The 19,207-nt window shown below is 62.4% G+C and carries 15 protein-coding genes and 1 tRNA gene; 6 read left to right on the top strand and 10 right to left on the bottom strand.

Going from position 1 to position 19,207, the window contains the following annotated elements:
- Window positions 1–61: 61 nt before the first annotated feature.
- Window positions 62–1,759: an Hsp70 family protein gene (locus FIV42_RS27315; protein ID WP_141200765.1), complete on the bottom strand. Its 1,698-nt coding sequence runs from the start codon at window positions 1,757–1,759 to the stop codon at window positions 62–64.
- Between the two features lie 205 nt (window positions 1,760–1,964).
- Here FIV42_RS27315 and FIV42_RS27310 point away from each other — a divergent pair, with 205 nt between their 5' ends.
- From FIV42_RS27310 to FIV42_RS27290, 5 genes are all read left to right on the top strand, one after another.
- A complete protein-coding gene (locus FIV42_RS27310; RefSeq protein ID WP_141200764.1) occupies window positions 1,965–4,046 on the top strand; it encodes a (Fe-S)-binding protein in 2,082 nt (693 codons plus the stop codon).
- 136 nt (window positions 4,047–4,182) lie between these two features.
- On the top strand, window positions 4,183–5,436 hold the full coding sequence (locus FIV42_RS27305; protein ID WP_141200763.1) for a serine hydroxymethyltransferase: 1,254 nt from the start codon (window positions 4,183–4,185) through the stop codon (window positions 5,434–5,436).
- Window positions 5,437–5,496: 60 nt separating this feature from the next.
- On the top strand, window positions 5,497–6,201 hold the full coding sequence (locus tag FIV42_RS27300; protein ID WP_141200762.1) for a tetratricopeptide repeat protein: 705 nt from the start codon (window positions 5,497–5,499) through the stop codon (window positions 6,199–6,201).
- An 85-nt stretch (window positions 6,202–6,286) separates the two neighbouring features.
- Window positions 6,287–6,898, top strand: coding sequence for a YecA family protein (locus tag FIV42_RS27295; RefSeq protein ID WP_141200761.1), 612 nt, complete (start codon window positions 6,287–6,289; stop codon window positions 6,896–6,898).
- Between the two features lie 121 nt (window positions 6,899–7,019).
- Window positions 7,020–7,901: a mechanosensitive ion channel family protein gene (locus FIV42_RS27290; protein WP_141200760.1), complete on the top strand. Its 882-nt coding sequence runs from the start codon at window positions 7,020–7,022 to the stop codon at window positions 7,899–7,901.
- Window positions 7,902–7,963: 62 nt separating this feature from the next.
- Here FIV42_RS27290 and FIV42_RS27285 read toward each other — a convergent pair whose 3' ends face one another.
- From FIV42_RS27285 to FIV42_RS27265, 5 genes are all read right to left on the bottom strand, one after another.
- Window positions 7,964–9,052 carry an RCC1 domain-containing protein gene (locus FIV42_RS27285; RefSeq protein WP_141200759.1) on the bottom strand — a complete coding sequence of 363 codons (1,089 nt, stop codon included), beginning with the start codon at window positions 9,050–9,052 and terminating at the stop codon, window positions 7,964–7,966.
- 14 nt (window positions 9,053–9,066) lie between these two features.
- A complete protein-coding gene (locus FIV42_RS27280) occupies window positions 9,067–9,861 on the bottom strand; it encodes a tetratricopeptide repeat protein (RefSeq protein ID WP_141200758.1) in 795 nt (264 codons plus the stop codon).
- Window positions 9,862–9,986: 125 nt separating this feature from the next.
- Window positions 9,987–12,503 carry a sulfatase gene (locus tag FIV42_RS27275; RefSeq protein WP_141200757.1) on the bottom strand — a complete coding sequence of 839 codons (2,517 nt, stop codon included), beginning with the start codon at window positions 12,501–12,503 and terminating at the stop codon, window positions 9,987–9,989.
- A gap of 28 nt (window positions 12,504–12,531) precedes the next feature.
- A complete protein-coding gene (locus FIV42_RS27270) occupies window positions 12,532–15,039 on the bottom strand; it encodes a hypothetical protein (protein ID WP_141200756.1) in 2,508 nt (835 codons plus the stop codon).
- 30 nt (window positions 15,040–15,069) lie between these two features.
- The gene (locus FIV42_RS27265) at window positions 15,070–15,669 is read right to left on the bottom strand and encodes a hypothetical protein (protein WP_141200755.1); all 600 of its coding nucleotides are present in this window, start codon (window positions 15,667–15,669) and stop codon (window positions 15,070–15,072) included.
- A gap of 120 nt (window positions 15,670–15,789) precedes the next feature.
- Between FIV42_RS27265 and miaE the strand changes: the two genes are divergently transcribed.
- Window positions 15,790–16,368, top strand: a complete 579-nt coding sequence (gene miaE / locus FIV42_RS27260; protein WP_141200754.1) for a tRNA-(ms[2]io[6]A)-hydroxylase — start codon at window positions 15,790–15,792, stop codon at window positions 16,366–16,368.
- Window positions 16,369–16,555: 187 nt separating this feature from the next.
- On the opposite strand, the gene FIV42_RS27255 is transcribed toward miaE, so the two are convergent.
- From FIV42_RS27255 to FIV42_RS27240, 4 genes are all read right to left on the bottom strand, one after another.
- On the bottom strand, window positions 16,556–17,041 hold the full coding sequence (locus FIV42_RS27255; protein WP_141200753.1) for a hypothetical protein: 486 nt from the start codon (window positions 17,039–17,041) through the stop codon (window positions 16,556–16,558).
- Window positions 17,042–17,116: 75 nt separating this feature from the next.
- On the bottom strand, window positions 17,117–17,650 hold the full coding sequence (locus FIV42_RS27250; protein ID WP_141200752.1) for a hypothetical protein: 534 nt from the start codon (window positions 17,648–17,650) through the stop codon (window positions 17,117–17,119).
- Between the two features lie 276 nt (window positions 17,651–17,926).
- Window positions 17,927–18,010, bottom strand: a tRNA-Leu gene (locus tag FIV42_RS27245).
- Between the two features lie 247 nt (window positions 18,011–18,257).
- Entirely contained in the window at window positions 18,258–19,199 is a 942-nt protein-coding gene (locus tag FIV42_RS27240) for a hypothetical protein (protein WP_141200751.1), read from the bottom strand.
- Window positions 19,200–19,207 lie beyond the last annotated feature (8 nt).

Genomic DNA, 19,207 nt, shown 5'->3' with positions numbered 1-19,207 from the left:
GGTGCGGTTGATTCGGCTGCATCCATAACAGGTTTTGGGTCGAATGCAACGCCGCACCGAGCTACATCAATAGATCGGTCGCGTCGTACTCCTCTTCGACCTCCGTCTGGCCCGTAATGGACAGGCGGACGAACTGGTTCATTCCCGTACGCATGTCGGTGGCGCGCACGCTGAGCATGCCGTCGGTGTCGACCTCGAAGGCCACCTCGATCTTGACATCCTCGCGCGGCCCCGGGGGGATGTCGGTCAACTCGAGGCTACCCAACTGACGGTTATCCTCGATGCGTCGGCTATTGCCGGCATAGATGGGAAGAACCACGCGCGTCTGATTGTCGCGTGAGGTCGAGAAGTAGCGCGATCGCTCGAGCGGAAGCGAGCCGTTGCGCTCGATGATGATGTCCATGACGCCGCCGACGGTCGCCACCCCCAGGGCATGCGGCGTGACGTCGATGAGCACGGGCCCGCGGCTTTGCTGCTGGCGTTGCTGCTCTTGCTCCAACGAGTCGATCCAAGAGTCGTCGTTGTCGATCTGAGCGTCGACCGAGACCGAACCGTCCGCATTCATCGAGGCGCCGGCGTTCATCATCGGGAAGTGCGACTGCTCGGGCGCGTCCTGGCTGGTGACGAGCGAGGCCCCCAAGATCGCCGCGCCGATGGAGACGACCTCGTCGGGGTTGATGTCGACGACCGGGCGACGGTTGAAGAATTGCTGGACGCGCTGCTGAACCAGCGGCACGCGCGTCGAGCCGCCCACCAAGACCAGGTGATCGATCTCTGCGCGCTGCATTCCGGCGACGCGTAGCGCCTCTTCGCAGGTCTCGAGCGACTTGTCGACGATGTCGGCGCAGCGGCGGTCGAAGGCGTTACGGTCGAGGGTAAACTCCAGGTCGAGCTCGGTCAGGCTGCCCGGCACGTATTCGGTTACCTGCACGGTGACCGACTCGCGGTCGCTCAAACTGTGCTTAACATCCTCTGCCACCGCCTTGAGGCGTTGTCGCACCGACATTTCGCCGGACAGATCGTAGCCGTACTGCTTCTCGAACGCGTTGAGCATCGCCTGGACCAGGCGGTTATCGAAGTCGTCGCCGCCCAGATAGCTGTCGCCGGCGGTCGACAAGACCTGAAAGACGTCGCCGCGAAGCTCGAGGATGGTGATATCGAAGGTGCCGCCGCCAAAGTCATAGATCGCCACACGCTCACGTTTGCCCTGGCCGTGGCCATAAGCGAGCGCTGCGGCGGTGGGCTCGTTGATCAGGCGAAGTACTTCGAGGCCGGCCAGGTCGGCCGCTCGTTTGGTCGCCCGGCGCTGCCCTTCGTCGAAGTTCGCCGGCACCGTAATGATTGCTTTGGAGATCTCTTGGCCCAGATATTCTTGGGCGAGGCCCTTCAAGTAGTGCAGCACTCGGCCCGAGATCCCCTCGGGCGGATGGAGCTGATCATAGACGTGGAAACGCGGCGAACCGTCGCCCGCTTCGACGATCGGGAAAGGAAACGAGCCCATCAGTAGTTTCACATCCGGGTCGTTGTACGGACGACCGATCAGGCGCTTGGCGCTGAACACCGTATGCGCCGGATCCTCGACGCGGTGCCCTTTTGCCCGGTTGCCCACCACCGTGCGCCCGTCCTCACGGAAGTAGACCATCGACGGGTGGATACGGTTGCCCTGCTCGTCAGGGATGACAATGGGCTCGCCTTCAAGCGAGACGGTGATGACTGAGTTCGACGTACCGAGGTCGATTCCAACGACCAAGTCAGACATGGTTGAGCGCTCCAGTAGACGGTGGGTTGCATCTAACGTGTGCGAGTCTAACTGGTTCACTTGTTTACGTCGACCCACACTGTCGCCTCGCTCGGGTTGCCGTTCGGCCGCGAGTCGGTTATGTAACGTGGCGGTCAACGGCCCATGCGCCCGTTACTAAAGGAAGCGGGTCGTTTCAGGCTATACTCAAGAGGAGCTAAGAGTCGTGGAAACAGCTCTCGTTGCAGGTGAAGTTCATGAGTGGGTACGGCGAGGACTGATCGCCCTCCTGCTCGTTGTCGGATTTGGTTTTGCCGCACGCACGGTCTACTGGCTGCTGCGCTACGTGGCGTGGGGAAAAGGCGAGCTCAAGATCAACGATGTGCCCGAGCGCATCAAAGGGTTCTTGACCTATGTCATCGGCCAGCGTCGCGTCATTCAAGAGCCGGCGGGCATGGTCCACCTCTTTATCTTCTGGGGATTCCTCATCCTCCAGCTCGAGACCATCGAGTACATGATCCGAGCGGTGGTCTTTGACTTCCACTTCTCGTATCTGGTGGGTGAAGGGACCTACAATGTCATGCTCTTCTTGCAGGACATTTTCGGCGGCATCGTCTTCGTGGCGATTTGTATCGCCGCGGTGCGCCGCTACATCGTGCGCCCCCAGCACAGTCTGGCCTCCGGAGACGCCGCCGTTATTTTGGCGCTCATCGGCGGCCTGATGCTGACCAAGTTCATGGCCAACGGCGCCGAGATCGCCTACATGACCGATCAGCCCCTAGGCCACGATCCGCGCTTCACCCCGATTGCTCTGGCGACCGCGAACCTGTTCGCCGGCGCCGGGCTCGATCGCGCAGGCTTCTTCTGGCTCTACCACGTCAACTACTGGATCCACTTGGGCATCGTCGTCTTCTTTGCGAACTACATTCCGTTCGGAAAGCACCTGCACCTTATCGGTGCCATGCCCAACATCTTCTTCAAGAAGCACGAGCCCAACGGCGCGCTCTACCCCATCGACATGGAGGATCCGAACCTCGAGTCGTACGGCGTCGGCTACGTCGAGGAGCTCACCTGGAAGCAGCTGCTCGACACCTATGCGTGCACCGAGTGTGGCCGCTGCGAGCACTACTGCCCGGCGTTCAACACCGGCAAGCCGCTCAACCCGATGATGATCATCCACAAGATCAAGGACACGCTTCGGGAAAAAGGCGAGATGGTCGTGCGCAACAAAGAAGAGCTCCCCGAGGATTACCCGCGCCTGACCGGCGAGGTGATCACCCGCGAGGAGCTGTGGGCCTGCACGACCTGTGGCGCGTGTGTGGCCAACTGCCCGGTGTTCATCGAGCACGTCGACACCATCGTCGACATGCGTCGTTACCTGGCGCTCATGGAAGCCGACTTCTCCCCGGAGGTCAGCCGGACCTTCCGTAACATGGAGAACAACTCGAACCCGTGGGGCATCTCCGGGTCGTACCGCGCCGACTGGGCCGAAGGACTCGACATCCCGCTGCTGAGCGAGCTGTCCGAGGCGCCCGAATACCTCTTTTGGGTTGGTTGCGCCGGCAGCTTCGACGATCGCCAAAAGCGCGTCACCAAGTCGTTCGCCAAGATCCTCAAGGAGGCGGACTCCTCGTTCGCGATTCTGGGCCCCGAAGAAGCCTGCACCGGCGACCCGGCGCGGCGTATCGGTAACGAGTACCTGTACTGGATGCTCGCCACCCAGAACATCGAGACGCTCAACAACTACGGCGTCACCAAGATCGTGACGACCTGTCCGCACTGCTTCCACACGATTGGCAAGGAGTACCCGCAGCTCGGCGGCAACTACGAAGTGGTCCACCACACCGAGTTTTTGGCCGACCTGCTCAAGACCGGACGCATCAAGTTGAACCACGCGGGCACCCAGAAGATCACGTACCACGATTCGTGCTACATCGGTCGCTGGGACAAATCGTACGACGATCCGCGCGACGTCCTCGACAGCATCCCCGGCGTCGAGCGCCAGGAGATGGACCTCAACAAGCGCCAGAGCTTCTGCTGCGGCGCCGGTGGTGGTCGCATGTGGATGGAGGAGGACCTGGGCAAGCGCGTCAACGTCGAGCGTACCGACCAGGCGCTGGAGACCGATCCCGATGCCATCGCGGTCAACTGTCCGTTCTGCCTGACGATGTTCGACGACGGCCTCAAGCACCGCGGCGCCGGTCACGTGCGCCTGCTCGACTTGGCCGAACTGATCGCCGACAACATGGTCACGCGCAAAAAGCCGGTAACCACCGAGCCCGACACGGCTCCGGCCGCCGCAGAGTAATCGGCGGAGCGGCGACACTTGCTGCCCGCGGAACGTATCGCATGTGAAGCCCCGAGGTGAGCCTCGGGGCTTCACCGCTCGACCAACGATTCGAATCCACCGAGCAGTATAACTCTATCCACCTCGGAGCCCCGACATGACTGACCCGCACCACGAACTCGACGCCGTCGCTCAGACTGATCAAGACGTCTACGACATCATCCGCGCCGAGGAAGAGCGCCAGGCCAACACGATTCGGCTCATCGCCAGTGAGAACTACACCTCGCGGGCGGTGCTGCAGGCAACCGGCTCCGTGCTGACCAACAAGTACAGCGAGGGCTACCCGGGTCGACGCTACTACGAGGGGCAGGATTTCACCGACGCGGTCGAGAACCTGGCGCGTGACCGTGGCAAGGAGCTCTTCGGCGCCGAGCACGTCAACGTGCAGCCCTATTCGGGCTCTCCGGCCAACCTGGCGGCCTACTACGCCTTGTGCGACGTCGGTGACTCGGTACTGGGGATGGGGCTTCCCTTCGGCGGCCACCTGACCCACGGCTGGAAGGTCAACTTCTCCGGGCGGTTCTACGACGCCCACCACTATGGCGTCGACAAGGAGACCCACCTCATCGACTACGACGAGGTGCGCCGCGTCGCCAAAGAGGTCAAGCCGAAGGTCATCTTCTGCGGCGCCTCGGCCTACCCGCGCACCATCGACTTCGAGCGCTTCGCCGAGATCGCCGAGGAGGTCGGCGCCAAGCTCGTCGCCGACATCGCCCATATCTCGGGACTGGTCGCCGCCGGCGTCCACCCCAGCCCGGTCCCCGTGGCCGACGTGGTCTCGTCGACCACGCACAAGACGCTGCGCGGCCCGCGCGGCGGGCTGTTGATGTGCAAAGAGGAGTATGCCAAGGACATCGACCGGGCGGTCTTCCCTGCCCTGCAGGGAGGCCCTCACATGCACGCCATCGCCGCCCTGGCGATTGCCTTCAAGGAGGCGCTGCAGCCCGACTTCAAGGACTACGCCGCTCAGATCGTCAGCAACGCTCGCGCCATGGCCGATGCGTTCAACGAGCGCGGGTTCGACCTCGTCAGCGGCGGCACCGACAACCACCTGCTACTCGTCGACGTCACCGGCCGAGGAAGCACCGGCAAGATCGCCTCGACGGCGATGGCCAAGGCCGGCATCGTGTGCAACGCCAACTCCATCCCGTTCGACGAGCGCTCGCCGTTCGACCCGTCGGGCATCCGCATCGGCACCCCGTCGGTGACCACCCGCGGCATGAAGGAAGACGAGATGCGCCAGATCGTCGCCTGGACCGACGAGGCCATCGCCAACGCCGACGACGACGCCGTGCTCGAGCGCATTCGCGGCGAAGTCGAAGAGCTGTGCGGGGAATTCCCGGTGCCTTGAGTGCATTGTTCAGCCGGAAACTGACAGGACTTCACTGCACCAGAATTTCAACACCAAGATATGTATAACCTTCTCATTGCATTGGGCGCCGGCGTCGTCGCCACGCTGCTCTTCGGCTTCGCCGTGGGCGGCGGGGACTTCTCGCTTCTTTACGGCATTGTGCCGGGCGTCATCGCGCTTCTGGGTACCTATTTCTACTTGGCGCGCCGCTCCATGAAGCAGGTACAGGCGCTGGCCGAGCAGGCTCAGCAGCAGCTTCAGAGCCGCAACATCGACCGCGCCGTCGAGATCTTCAAATCGGGCTACCCGATTGGAAAGTGGCAGTTCTTCGTCAAGGCCCAGATCGACGCGCAGATCGGTACGCTTCTGTACGTCGCCCAGCGCTTCGACGAGGCCGAGCCTTACCTGAAGAACGCGTTCGCCAAAAACTGGACCGCCAAAGCCATGCTCGGTGTGCTCTACTACAAGCGTCGCAAGTTCGACGAGATGGAGCGCGTCTTCGAGGAGGCCGTGGCGGCCAACAAAAAAGAGGCGCTGCTCTGGAACCTGTACGCCTACTGCTTGTGGAAGACCAAGCAGCGCGACAAGGCCATCGACGTACTCAACCGGGGCTTGGAGCACCTGGACGGCCACGACAAGACCGAGCGCAACCTCAAGGCGCTCAAGAACAACCGCAAAATGAAGATGCGTAGCTGGAATCAGCTGTGGTATCAGTTCCACTTGGACCGCATGCCGATGCAACGCCAGCGCGTACAGTTCCGCTAGGCCACCTCGCGCTGGTCCGGCTCGACTGAGTCTACTAGTTTTTCGTCACACGTTTTCCATTTGAACTTTTGTAGAGGATTTCGCCATGTCGAATCCCATTCCCCTGTCGGAAGTGCCCGAGGATATTGGTCGTAACGATCCCTGCCCGTGTGGCAGTGGGCGCAAGTACAAAAAGTGCTGCCAGCGCGCCCACCGCATGCAGCGTGAGGCCGAGAAGCGCTCGGCAGGCGTCGAGGACCTGATCCATCAGGGAACCAACGCCTGGGGCATGTTCAAGCTGTTGCGCCAAGTGCGCGAGAACAACATGTTCGCCCTCTTCTACGAGATGACCCACTCGGAGGGCCCCTTTCGCGAGCGCTTCGCCAGCAAGACCGACTACATCCAGGCGGCCGACGCCGGTGAAGAGATCCTGGTCGCCGGAAGCGACGCCGATCTTCGGCGCATCCGCCTCGACGGCAGCGACCACTACCTGCTGTTGACCGAGGGGCTCAGCGACCCGCGCGCGACCAGCTACCGCTACACGGTCATCATCCTTCGGCCCAATGAGCTCGACGCTGAGGGCAATCAGCGCTCCGTCGACCACCGCGGCCTGCGCGTGTGGGACATCGAGCGTCACGAGCGCGCCAAAGACGCCGTCGAAGACGGTGATTTGTCGCTCGACGACCTGGGCTACGAGTGGGCCAAAGAGAAAGAATGAACCTCTGAGCCCCCTCACTGCATCATAGAACACGGTAACCCCCTCGCGCTTGACCGCTTGCGCTTGGGGGTTATTTTTTGCGCGCTCTAAGCTTCGTTAATTCTGATCGACGCAGTCGTCTATGGATGAATCCGTCAACCAACTGTTGAAGCTCCAAGATGTACTCTTGGAGTACGTGAACTCGTTTCTGGCCATCGTGCCCGCTATCGGCATCGCGATTGTCGTGTTCGTGGTGTTCTTGGTCTTGGCCTCGCTAGCCAAGCGCACCGTGTCGGGTTTCTCGAGCCGGTTCACCGAGGACAAGAGCCTCCAGAGCCTCTTCGGCACGATCACCAAGGTGCTGGTCATCGTGGTCGGCGCCTTTGCCGCCGCGGCGATCATTTTCCCGGGGTTGAGTGCCGGCCACCTGGTCAGCGTGCTCGGCCTCTCCAGTGTGGCCATCGGTTTTGCGTTCAAGGATATCTTCGAGAACTTTTTGGCGGGTATCCTCATCTTGTCGGGCCGCCCGTTCGTCATCGGCGACCAGATCGAGACCAACGGCTACGAGGGCACGGTCGAGCATATCTCGATTCGCAGCACCAGCATCGAGACCTACGACGGCCAACGCGTCATCATCCCCAACTCGGCCATCTTCACCAACCCGATGACCGTGCGCACCGCGTTCCCCCACCGACGCACCACGTTTGTGACCGGTATCGGCTACGACGAGGATATCGAGACGGCTCGCGAGGTCATTCGCGAGGCCGTCAACGGCTGTGAGACGGTGCTCGAAGATCCCGCGCCTCAGATCTTTTTGATGGAGCACGGCGACAGCTCGGTCAACTTCCACATCCGTTACTGGACCCCCTCGACGATTTCGGGAGTCAAAAACGCCCAGGATGAGGTCGCAACCTCTGTCAAATACGCCCTCGACGAGGCCGGCATCGAGATTCCTTACCCCTATCGCACCATCGAGTTCTTCGACAAAACCGAGCAATCCGAACAGGCTCGGGCGGCCGAGTAAGCGAATACACCAACAAGCAGTGGGGAGGCTCGGCCATACCGGTTCAGCGACTCGTATCGCGCTCACGGAGCGTCGAGCCGACCATCCTCGGAGTAGCCCCAGCACTTGACGCTGTCGTCTTCGGCGACCGCGCAGGTGTGTGACTCACCGGCGCTCACTTGCACGAACACTCCCTGGACCGGCCCGAGCTGCCCAAAGGGGTTCGCCCCCCAACAGTCTATACTTCCATCCGTTCGCACTCCGCAGGTGTGCTTCACGCCCACAGAAACTTGCCTGAACGGTCCCGGACGCGCATCAGCTTGGCGGTAGCCATTGGTGCCCCAGCATGTGACGTCGCCGTTCATGGCAACTGCGCAACTGGTACGCTCGGTGACGCCATCGCCCACCGAGACCTGCTTGAAGGCGCCGGAGGGAGCATTGGTCGCGTCGTCGGAGTCGAAGCCCCAACACGATATCGAGCCGTCGGTGTCGATGCCACAGGTATGAGCGCTGCCGGCAGATATCTGCTCGAAGGTGGCATCCGGCGGGGTGCTCTCCCCGAACGAATTGGCCCCCCAACAAAAGACGCTGCCGCCTGGGCGCAACGCGCAGTTGTGGTGGGTGCCAACGGCGAGATCGACAAACGGGCCCTCTTGGCCCTCAGTGCGACCTTCCTCGGAGGACTTCCCCCAGCATTCGATATGCTGCTCGGTGGTGATTCCGCAGGTATGGTCTTCGCCAGCGGCAATCTTGGTGAAGGTTCCATCAGGCGCTGCGGTGCGCCCCTCGCCCGGCCACCCCCAGCATTCCACCGTGCCGTCGAGCTCGAGCCCGCAAGAATGGGCCTCGGCGCTGACCACCTGCTGGTAGCGAGTCGCGCAACTGCTCGCATCGCAACCGTCCTGTGATCCATCCGCCGTGTCAGAGAGCACGTCGGGCACCGAGGTGGCATCGCTTCCCGCGTCGAAGCTCGCGCCTCCCTCGACGCAAAGCTCGGTTCCTTGGCTGGGCACATAGACGCATTCGAAGCCTTCGGCGCAGTCCGAAGGCCGGCTCGGATCGCACGCGAAAGTATAGTCGGCCGCATCGAAGTCGGCCTTGCAGCCGCTCGAAAGTGATACGACTGAGAGCAGGCCGATTCCTGCGAGCAGAGTCCGGTGACAAGCTTTCATGGTCCTCTCCTCGGTTAAAACGAACCGCCAAAGCTCACGCCCAGCACGCCTTTGCCGGCCTCTAGGCCGACGGATGCTTGTGATTGACCCTCGTCGTCGGTCAGTAGCACATAGAGCCCAGCGCCGATGAGCGCACCGCCAACCAGCGCGGAGGAGAGCGCGCCGGTTTGGAGCGCCTCATAGCGTTCGCGCTCCTCGGCGAACTCGCGTTGGGTGATGACCGCCGGGGAGACTGGACTCGACGAACTAGCTTGGTCGATGGCGTGCTCCTCGACATTTCTCGCCAAGATATTCAGCACCAGCGCGGTGCCGCCTGCAGCAAGGCCGGCCCCGGTTAGCACGTAACCGAGCGTATGGGCTTCGCTAGACTCCACTGGCGAGGTTTTGGCGGGTGGGGCCACTCGCACGCCGACGCCCTGCTGCACGTCGTCGTCCGTCGGAGCAGAATGAGCGACATCAGGCTCACAGGTGGTCCGAACCTCTTCCAGATACTGCTGGGTCTTGTCGGCGACGAATCCCTCTGGCACGCCCTTGGAGACGGGAGCACCTTCGACTTCGAGCAGCGCTGCCTCCGCGTCTTCGCATCGGCCGGCGAGTTGGTAGGCGCGGCCCAGGTTCAGATAAACGACATCCATTTCGCCCATGTGAAGCGACTGCTCGAGCAGCGAGATAGCCCGTGTATATTCACCGTCGCCGAGGGCGACGACGGCTTCATTGTTGAGCTTACGCTGCTCGTCGGCGGGCTCACCGTGCTCCTGCGCCGAAAGGTCGGCTGGCGCCGCAGCAAACAAGAAGACAACGACGACCAAAACGGCAGGCCCCACGCCCCCGAGGGCACGGCTGCGTCTTGGGAGCGGGTTGGTAAAGAGGTAATGCGGTGCGATCTTAGTCCTCCGATTCTCAACTGCTCGAATCAAAGAGTTCCTTGTTCGTTTCAGTCGCTCTTGGCGCCCGACACCTTCTCCATGAAGCCCGGTGCGACCTTGCTGGGGACGCCCCACGTCGCCTTATCCCACTCTTTGCGGTGGGCGCGGAACCACCCCATCGCGTCGAGCATAAAGCGGCTGGCGAGCGGATGCTTGGCCGAGACGTCCTTCTTCTCGAAGTGGTCGGCGTTGCGATCGTAAAGCTCGTAGTCGCCGCGCTTGAGGTACAGCTTCCACTGCTGCATCTGCATGGCGTAGTGGATCTTGTACTGCGTGGCGATGGCCGGCTCCGGGTAGCCGCCGTGCAGGTTGTGAATGAGCGGAATCATGCTCTTGCCCTGCAGGTCGTCGGGCCGCTCGGCGCCCAGCGCATCCATGACCGTGGGGTAGATGTCGACCACGTCGACACCCGCCTCCACCTTGGTCCCTCCCGGGATCAGCGGCGGGTAGTACAGCAAGATCGGCACGTGCACGAGTTCTTGATGGACGTTGTGGCCGTGACCCACGCTGCCATGCTCCCAGAACTCCTCGCCGTGATCGGAGGTCACGATGACCATGGTGCCCTCCCACAACCCAGCCTCCTCGAGATCTTTTCGCAGCTTGCCGAAGGCGCGGTCGTTGAAGGTGATCTCGTTTTTGTAGAGGTTGATGATGCGCTGCTTGTCGCGCTCGCTCACCGGCTTGCCGCCCTTGATCTTACCGAGCTCCTCGCCCGACAGATAGCGCTTGTACTTGCCGTGGTACGGCTCCTTTTCGTACTTGCCGATGAGATCGTCGTGGGCGCGGTAGGTGACGTGCGGATCGATGGAGCCCAAATACAAGAAGAAAGGGTCGTCCTTGGTCTTCTTGGCCCAATCGACGCCGTGCTTGGCGATGCCCTCACCGTCGATGCGCCAGCCATCGCGAAGGTTGTTGACGTAGTGATCCCATCCCTGGGCGAAGCCGCCGTTGCGCGACACGTACCCGTTGGCCACGTGGCAGCCGGTCTTGTAGCCCTTCTCTTTGACCGCCTCTTGGATGAGGTGGTGATGCGGACGCAGGATCCCCTTGCCGACCAGACCGTTTTTGTTGGGGTACTGACCGGTGAAGAACGCCGCGTGGCTGGTGCGTGACTCGTTACCTTGCACGTAGGCGACTTTGAACGAAGCTCCCTCGTCGGCGAGCTTCTGGAGGTTTGGCGCCTCTACGTCGCTGTCGAAGTGGATGGGCAGATAATCGGAGCGAAGGGTGTCGATCATCCAGACAATGATACGCTTCGGAGGCTCGACCCCCTCGGGCATCTTCGGCTGTTCACCGGGCACCACCAGCGCCGCCTTCTCGACAGTCACCTCTTCCTGGCAGGCATCGCTCGCGCGAAGCTCCAGGCGGGCCACCTGCCCAGACCACTTGGACAAGTCGATGGCGGTCTGCTGCGACTCGCCGCGGCCCAGCACCAAATTGCGCGTCTCGGCCACCGCCGAGCTGACGCCGTTGCTCTCGTCTTCGACGAAGACCTCAGCGCTGACTCCGCAGCCCTCGCGAGCACGAAGCGCGAGGTCGAGCTTGGCTTGTTCAGGGAGCCAGACGTACCACGCCAACCCGTTCTGCTTGTCGAACTGGAGCTTGTCCTGAGCGAGCGGTAGCTTCGAGGGCGAGTAGTCGGGTTCGCCGTCAGGCTTGTCGGCGGCTCTCTCGCCGCCTGCTGCCCCGGCCTTTCCAGCACCTGCCTCTCCAGCCTCGGCCGACGCCTCTTGTCCCTCAGACTCTTGTCCCTCAGACTCTTGTCCCTCAGCCTCTTTGGCGCCGCCCTTCGGGTCGCTCTTGTCCTCGACCGTCGGAGCGCCAGAAGCCTGGCGACCCAGTTCGACCCAAGCGATCGCGCCGCCGGAAAGGCGTCCGTCGATGCGTCCCAGATTGGAGAACGACAGCGCGAGTTCGTTGTCCGCGCGCAACTTGCTGTCGGCGGGCACCTCGATGCTGATGGTCTGCCATCCCTCCGCAAGTGCGACGGGCTGCAGCGCCGAGCCGTTCACGGCCACCGTCAGCTTGTTCTCCCACTTCGCGGGGTTGAACACACGCATGCGCAGCTCGTGAGTAGCCCCCGGACGGAGCGCTGGAACCCAAAGACTCGCCTTGCGAGCTTTGACCGCAGCCGCAAGAGCTCCGTCGAGCTTCTCGCCGAGCATCCAGTCGTTGGCGTGGTTGCCGTGGATATAGCGCACGAAGTCGGGCGCAGTTGCGTCAACGGAGACCGCCGGCGCAACGTCGGCCCGCACCACACGGTGGGCGAGCGGACGGTTGACCAGCAAGTCGAAGGCGGCGAAATGCGGATCTTCGAGCGTTGGCAACGGAGGCGCCAGCTCGGGCTTGCCCGATTTGGTCTCCGTACGTGCGCCTTCCGGCAACCCAGAGGCTGCCTTCTCCAAGCCCTCCGAGCTCAGCTCTTTGCGAGTGTCAGAGGACTTGGCGCTGCAGCCGGGGGCCAGCCACAGCGCCACGGCCAACGCCAAAAGGGTCTTCGAGGAGGCCGAGTTGTACAACTTCATGTTTGTCTACTCACCGAATCGTGTCTGCTCACCGAATCTTGGTGCGGCTAAAGCTGGTCGCGACCACGCCGGCATCGCGCAGACCAATGCCAGTGGCTCGGACCAGATCGTCCATGGTGACCTGGGCGGCAATTGCGTCGACGAAGACCTCCGCGGAGGTAAACAGGTCGCTGCGCCCAGAAGGGGGTGTCGGGATGACTACTTGATGGGAGAAGGTGCCTTGAACCCCAGGCGCGCCTTTGGACCAGACGTCCCAGGTGCGCTCCTCGCCGACCAGACGTACGCGGTACACCGGACCGGCATCGGCGGTCACGGAGATGGTGCGCGCGTTGTCGTCAATGGTGCCTTGCGAAGCATCCGGGAAGGTTCCCAGGCCAACGGCGGTCGGCAGCGATTGCCCGTTCCAAAGCGAGGCCGAGAATTCATCCGGGAGTTGGACACCGTTCTGGAAGCCGACCTGGCCGCTGCGGAAAGCGAGTGCGACGATGGCGAAGCGGCCGCCCGAGATCGATCCGTGCGGCGGCGCCATGGTCAGGCGGCGCGTATCGGGGCGTCCATCGCCATCTTGGTCGTTGGTCGCGCTGATGCCCAGCGGCACGTAGCCCGGTGCGTCGAGCAGCGCGCCACCGACGAGCACAGCCAGTTCGGCGGCGCCGTCGGACATCTGCGGGAAGTTCGAGACGTCCACGTCCGTCACCAAGTTCTGGCGCACGTGCGGGGCGAGCGACTCCTGCGGGAAGGCGTCGTAGTCGGGCACCATCTCGGTGGTGTCGCCGTCACCGTCGAGGTCGCCCGTGTCTTGGACGCGGGGCTGCTCGACCAGGTTGAGCGGCTTGGTGGCGTGATCAAAGCGGTTGAAGAGCGGAAGGAGCGTCGTCAAGACGTCTCCGGTGCCACCGCCGCCGTTCTGGAACAACGAGAAGAGGCGTTGGGCCGGCACCTTACCGGCCAAGCCCCAGCCGATGCGCGCGCCTCCGGAGGTGTTGGCGTAGTAGGTGCGCTTGAAATCGAGGTCGAAGCCAAAGACGCGGCCGAAGACGACCAGACCGCCGGGAAGCGGCACGTCCTGGCCGCCCATGCCCGGCACTTCCAGGCGCGTCATGAAGGGCTCGCCGAGCAGGCGTTGCAGGTCGAGATCGAGCAGGCCGCCAGCGATGCTCGCTCCGGCCAAGCCCAGCGTCACGTCGCCGGTGGTGTTGATCTGGCTCAGGTCGAACTGGCCGGTGAACCCGGCGACCGGGCCGGTGCCACGGCGCTGAGTCAGCGGCACGCGAATGTCGGTCGACTGAACGTCGAGGACGGTCACGAAGTTGTGAGCGTCGGAGAAGACCGACACGTCGTACTGGCCTTGAGGCGCAGCCAACAGGGCGACGCCGTTCTGGTCGGTTCCGGCGCTCGTGCCGTTACTCAAGACGACCTCGGCACCCGAGACGCCGCGGCCGGTCTCGACGTCGGTGACGACCACGCGCAAATCTCCGGGGCTGACGTCGCTCTGGCCGGTCAGTACGATCTCGCCCGAGCACTGCACGCCGGTGTCAGCCAACGCTGCGGTGATGGTGGTCGTGCCCGTGGCGCCCTGCCCCACGGCGCTCGGGCCGGTCGCGTCAATCGTGGCCACGCTCTCGTTGGACGATGCCCACACGAAGCTTGCCGGAATGCCGTTTCCTTCAGCGTCGACGGCGAAGGCTTCGAGCGAGTAGCGCTGGTTTGCGGAGATTACGCCATTCTGCGCGGCGACGAAGCACGAGGAGGCCGAGGGAGGCTCGACACATTCGCCGGCGTCGCAGAATTGGTCGGCCGGGCAGTCCTCGGGGCCGCGGCAAAGCGCTTCATAGCACTGGTCGCCGACGCACTCGAAACCCTCATCACAGTCAGCATCGCTCTCACAATCGGGCGAGTAGGTGCATTGGCCGTTAAGGCAGATTTCTTGGTCGGCGCAGTCGTCGTCGAGCAGACACTCGGGACGATCGACACAGAGTCCTGATGCGTCGCACATTTGGCGCGCGGGACAGTCGGCGTCGGTCTCACAGCTCGTCCCCTCGACGCAGCGGCCGTCCTCGGCACACACGGTGCCGTCGCCACACTCGGCGTCGCTGGTGCAAGGCGCACATTCGCCGCCGACGCATGCAAACTCGCCGCAATCGCTTGCGGACTCGCAAGCACGCGGCACACAGCCACAGCCTTGGCCATCTTCGTAGGGCGCGCACGACTCGAGGACGCACGGCTCCAACTCGCATTCGCCTTGTTCGGCGCCTTCGGGGATGACACAGCTGCTCGACACGCAGCCACCGCCACTTTCGTAGCACGCCCCTGCCTGCGGGCAATCGTCATTGCTCGTGCATACAATCGCAGCGTCGGCGTCGGGCCCGGCGTCGATGTCGCCCGGATCGAGGCATTGGCCGGAGACGCACATGCGCTCGCCGGTGCAGTCGTTGTCCGACTGACACCGCTCGGCGACGCCGTCTCTGCCGCACGCACTCAATAGCAAGAAGAGACACGAGAGCAACCAGAGGCTTCCTACAAACTTCGAACGCATCGTCATTTCCCGGCCAGTGGTGATCGTCACTCAATCATTGTCGCGAATCGAGGGATACTTGCCGCTGCGCGCCAGTTGTCGCTCTCGGCGCAATGCGTAGCGGATGATCGCCTTTTTATGCAGTTGGGAGATGGCGCGAAACTCGACCGCGGTCGACTTTTCGTCTCCGCGCACCACCTCGCCCACAGCGAGAATATCGGGGTTATGGATACTCGGAATGCGCAGTTTGACCTCGACGAACTGCCCTGGCTGCATGTCCGGGTCGTCCTCGGTGGTCGTCACGCGAAAACCGCGATCGTTGATAACGACCCAGCGAGGCTCGATGGCCCCTTCACCCTGGCGCTCGACCAGCCGCTGGATTTCGGTGATCTGCTGGCGCAGCGCACGCACCTCGTTGAGCACGAAGATCACCTCGCGCGGCAGGTCGTCGCTGCGCTCGCTCCAGTCGACGGTATCGTGCAGTACGCTGTCTGACTCGATGACCGCCATATCCAGGATACGCGCTTCGAGTTTGGGAATCTCGGACTCGTCGATGACGCGCACCGCACACGGCAAAAGACTCCGCACTCGCACCGAGCTGCGCCGTTCGCTGAACCGCACTCGTTTCTCGTCGGTTGTCTTGCTCGACATTCGTAGTTTCTCCACAGTGGTAGTTAGACGTACAGTACTATACAGATCCGCGCCGAAAGTCTAAATGCACTTTCGCATGTTCGCAGCGACCACGTCCCTCACGCCGCCAAAACCATTATCATGTTGAACCTTGCAGCCCCGACCGACCCCGAGTGGTTCGACCGTATCGAACCCCACCTCGATACCATCCTGATCGACCACACGCACCTCGAAAAGCGCGCCGCGTCGACCGCGCTGAGCATGATCTTTCGGTACACCGGCCGCGAGGAGTTGCCGCAGACCTTGAGCGGAATCGTACGTGAGGAGATGGAGCACTTCGAGCAGATGCTCGAGGTCCTCGCCTCGCGCGGGGTGGAGCTGCAGAAGCTAGAGCCGGCACCGTATGCCAAGAAGCTGGTCAAGAATATTCGCACCCACGAGCCCGAGACGCTCCTCGATAAGTTGCTCGTCGCCGGGCTCATCGAGGCCCGAAGCTGCGAGCGCTTCAAGATCTTGGCCGAGCGCCTCGAAGATCAGCAACTCGCCGACTACTATGGGGAGCTCTTCGAATCCGAGGCGCGTCACTACACCGTCTACACCGACCTCGCCCGGCGCTACTTCGGCCAAGAAACGGTCAAGGCGCGCCTCCACGAGATGGCCCAGGCTGAGCTCGAAGCTCTGCAGGCCTCCCAAGGAGTGGCGCGCCTTCACAGTTGGTAGGGTTAGGCTAAGAGTAACTAAGGGTTACTAAGGGTTACTAAGAGATACTTAGGGTTACTTAGGGTTACTAAAGAGGCCAGCTTCAACCTGGCTGCCTAAGTCACCCTAAGTTACCCTTAATAACCCTAAGTCCCCCTTAGTAACCTCAAGTCACCCTTAGTAACCCTAAGTCACCTTAAGCCCCCCCTTACCCACCCTTCGAAAAACTATACTCCGACCCACCCTTATAAGCCTTCTTCACCTGCGACTTCGTGACCATGTAGGTGTAGTCGCTGAACGACGACTTGATCTGGAAAAAGGCCGGCTCGTCCTTTTCGTCGACAATCGTACCCGAGAGCACGTGGCCGTTGTTCAACACGATCTGGTCTTTATCGAGCAGCGAGGACGGCTTGGAGCCGTCGGCCCACGCAATGCTCTGGACCGAGCTACGCGGCACCGCGCGCACCTCGCCATAGCGTACCACCGTATAAAAATCAGTATTCTCGGCGACCACCGTGCCCCGGATGGTCGAGCCGTTCGACATCGAGATGACGTCCGCCTTGGGCTTTTTGCAGTCCGGGCAGACGTTTTCAACTTTCGAGAACGGGACGAAATCGGCCGCCGATGCAGCCACGGACAAGCCCGAGACGGCGAGCGCCACGGCACACGCGGTGATCCATTTCTTTGCAGTCATCATCGACTCCTGTGAGGTCCTTCTACTAATCAGCCTCAGCATACAACGAATCGACGCCGAGGCAAAAACACCAACTCAACGACGAAGCAATCCGCGGATGGCGCGCATCGCTTCGGGCAGGGCCAGCGGCAACGCCGCCGCCGAGGCCACCGCGTCGAGCGTGGTGAATACGTCGAGCTCGCCGTCTTCGAGTTGGCCGACAAGTCGACGGCCGGCGGCCACGGCACTGATCGCCAAAAAGCCCGCCGAAGCAATTGAGACCCACGGGCGCTCTTGGGCCCGACGTTCTCCGCCGAAGCCGCTCAGCGCCGCCGCCGCCACGTGAGCTGCCGTGGAGGCCACCCCGCTGGTCAGCGAGTCGGGCATCGGGTGCAACGTGGTGTGCCATGGCTGTGAATCGACGCCGACACGATAGCGCGCCGTAGGAAGAGCCTCGAGCACTTCGCGCCGATACAGCTCACGCGCTCCGGCGCTCAGCAGCCCAACTGCCGAAAGCCCCTGGATGGCCCGACGCCGATGCAAATCGCCTGCATGCTCGCGATCGCGCTCGGCGGCTTCAATCTCGACAAGTTGTCGTCGAATGGATTCGTGATCGATGACTACACTCATTCGGTTCAACCTCGACGGAAAAAAGGAAGCAGCCGTCCCGACGGCTGCTGCGTCTTCGTGCGCAGAGCCGCTCCAAGTTCAAAGCCGTAAGTCGGACGGGCCCAGTATAGAGCATCTGCCGAGGAATGAAACTGTGACATCTGAAGGGGGATAACCAGCACAAAAACACGACGACTGGGACGGCTGCAGCAAGAAGCAAGGGCCCAGTATTGGGCGACAAGGGAGGGCAAGAAACACAAAGGGCGCGAAGCATAACTTCGCGCCCTTTGTGCTCAGTACCGGAGGCGGGACTCGAACCCGCACATCCTCGCGGATATCGGATTTTGAATCCGACGCGTCTACCAATTCCGCCACTCCGGCATCTGTATCCTAGACACGCTCTTTGAGAGAAAAGCCGTCCGGGGAGAAGTCTTCTAGTAGAGATTCCCACCTTGGTCAAGAGGGAAGACCAAGGTTAAGCGAAGTAGGTTGCTTTCAAGACGGACTCTCAGAATAGGCAAGTAGCACGTTTTTTACAACCCGTGAATGCGAATCCAGCCGAAATCGTGCAAATTTCGCGCAGAAACCACTCCAGAGCGACTCATCGGTCGGTTCTGGGGCGCTCGTATCAGATCAGATCACCGATCGACATCGGCTCCCAAAGCCATTCACCTGTGAGCATGTTGGTGTCGGGATCGGGACTACCGGTGTCCAACTCGTATCGGATCTGTCGATGCCGACCCTCGATCAGAGCCCCGGTTAGCCCCATGGCGGGTGCGAACTCGACCTCGTCGGCTACATCCGAGGCGGTGTAGCGCGGCGTGGGCGGCTCGAGAATCTCGAGTTCCTGCTCGTAAGCGCAATAAAGTCGCCAGATCAGTGACGCGAGCGTCGGGTCGGCGACCCGGGCGCTCAAGCCGACGCGATCGAGTTCGGCGGCAGACAGCGCCAACTCGCCTCCCAACGATTCCGCACAGAGGCTGCGCTCGACACGAGCGCCGGTGCCCGATTCGGTCCCGCCCACCATTCTCTTCATCAATTCACGACAGAGCTGCGCCTGGCGGCGCTCGAAGCCCAATTCGGCCAGCGCGTCGGCCTCGGCGATTTCCAACGAAGCAACGTCACTCAGACCGAGTAGACTCTCACCGTCGATGCGGGCCTTGAAACGACCGAGCGGGCGACGATCGTAAGCCCCCACTGCACCGTACGGATGCATCAAGAGTTGCTGGGCGCTCAGGCACAGCAGGCTGTAGATCCCATCGGCCCGATACGGAACCACCGCCGTGGCCTCGATCCCGCGGCCCGTAAGGGCTCGCCACACGCCTTCAGCGAAGACCGGAAAACCGCCCCGCCCCACCAGGTAGAGCGCCACGGAGTCGACTTCGTCTTCGGCTCCCTCGAGTTCTTCGTCCAGCACCTCGAGAAAGACGCGCACAGCCTCGTCGCCCAGGTTGACGATATTGTCGCCTTGCCAGCCGCTGACAATGGCCACGACCGGTTGGCCGAGCGCTTCGGACAGCTCAGCGAGCAGCTGGCTGCGGGAGGGGTTGTCAGCAGCAGATTCATCCACGACCGGCT

The sequence above is a fragment of the Persicimonas caeni genome (assembly GCF_006517175.1).
Lineage (GTDB): Bacteria > Myxococcota_A > Bradymonadia > Bradymonadales > Bradymonadaceae > Persicimonas > Persicimonas caeni.
This window is presented reverse-complemented; position numbering and strand designations above follow the sequence as displayed.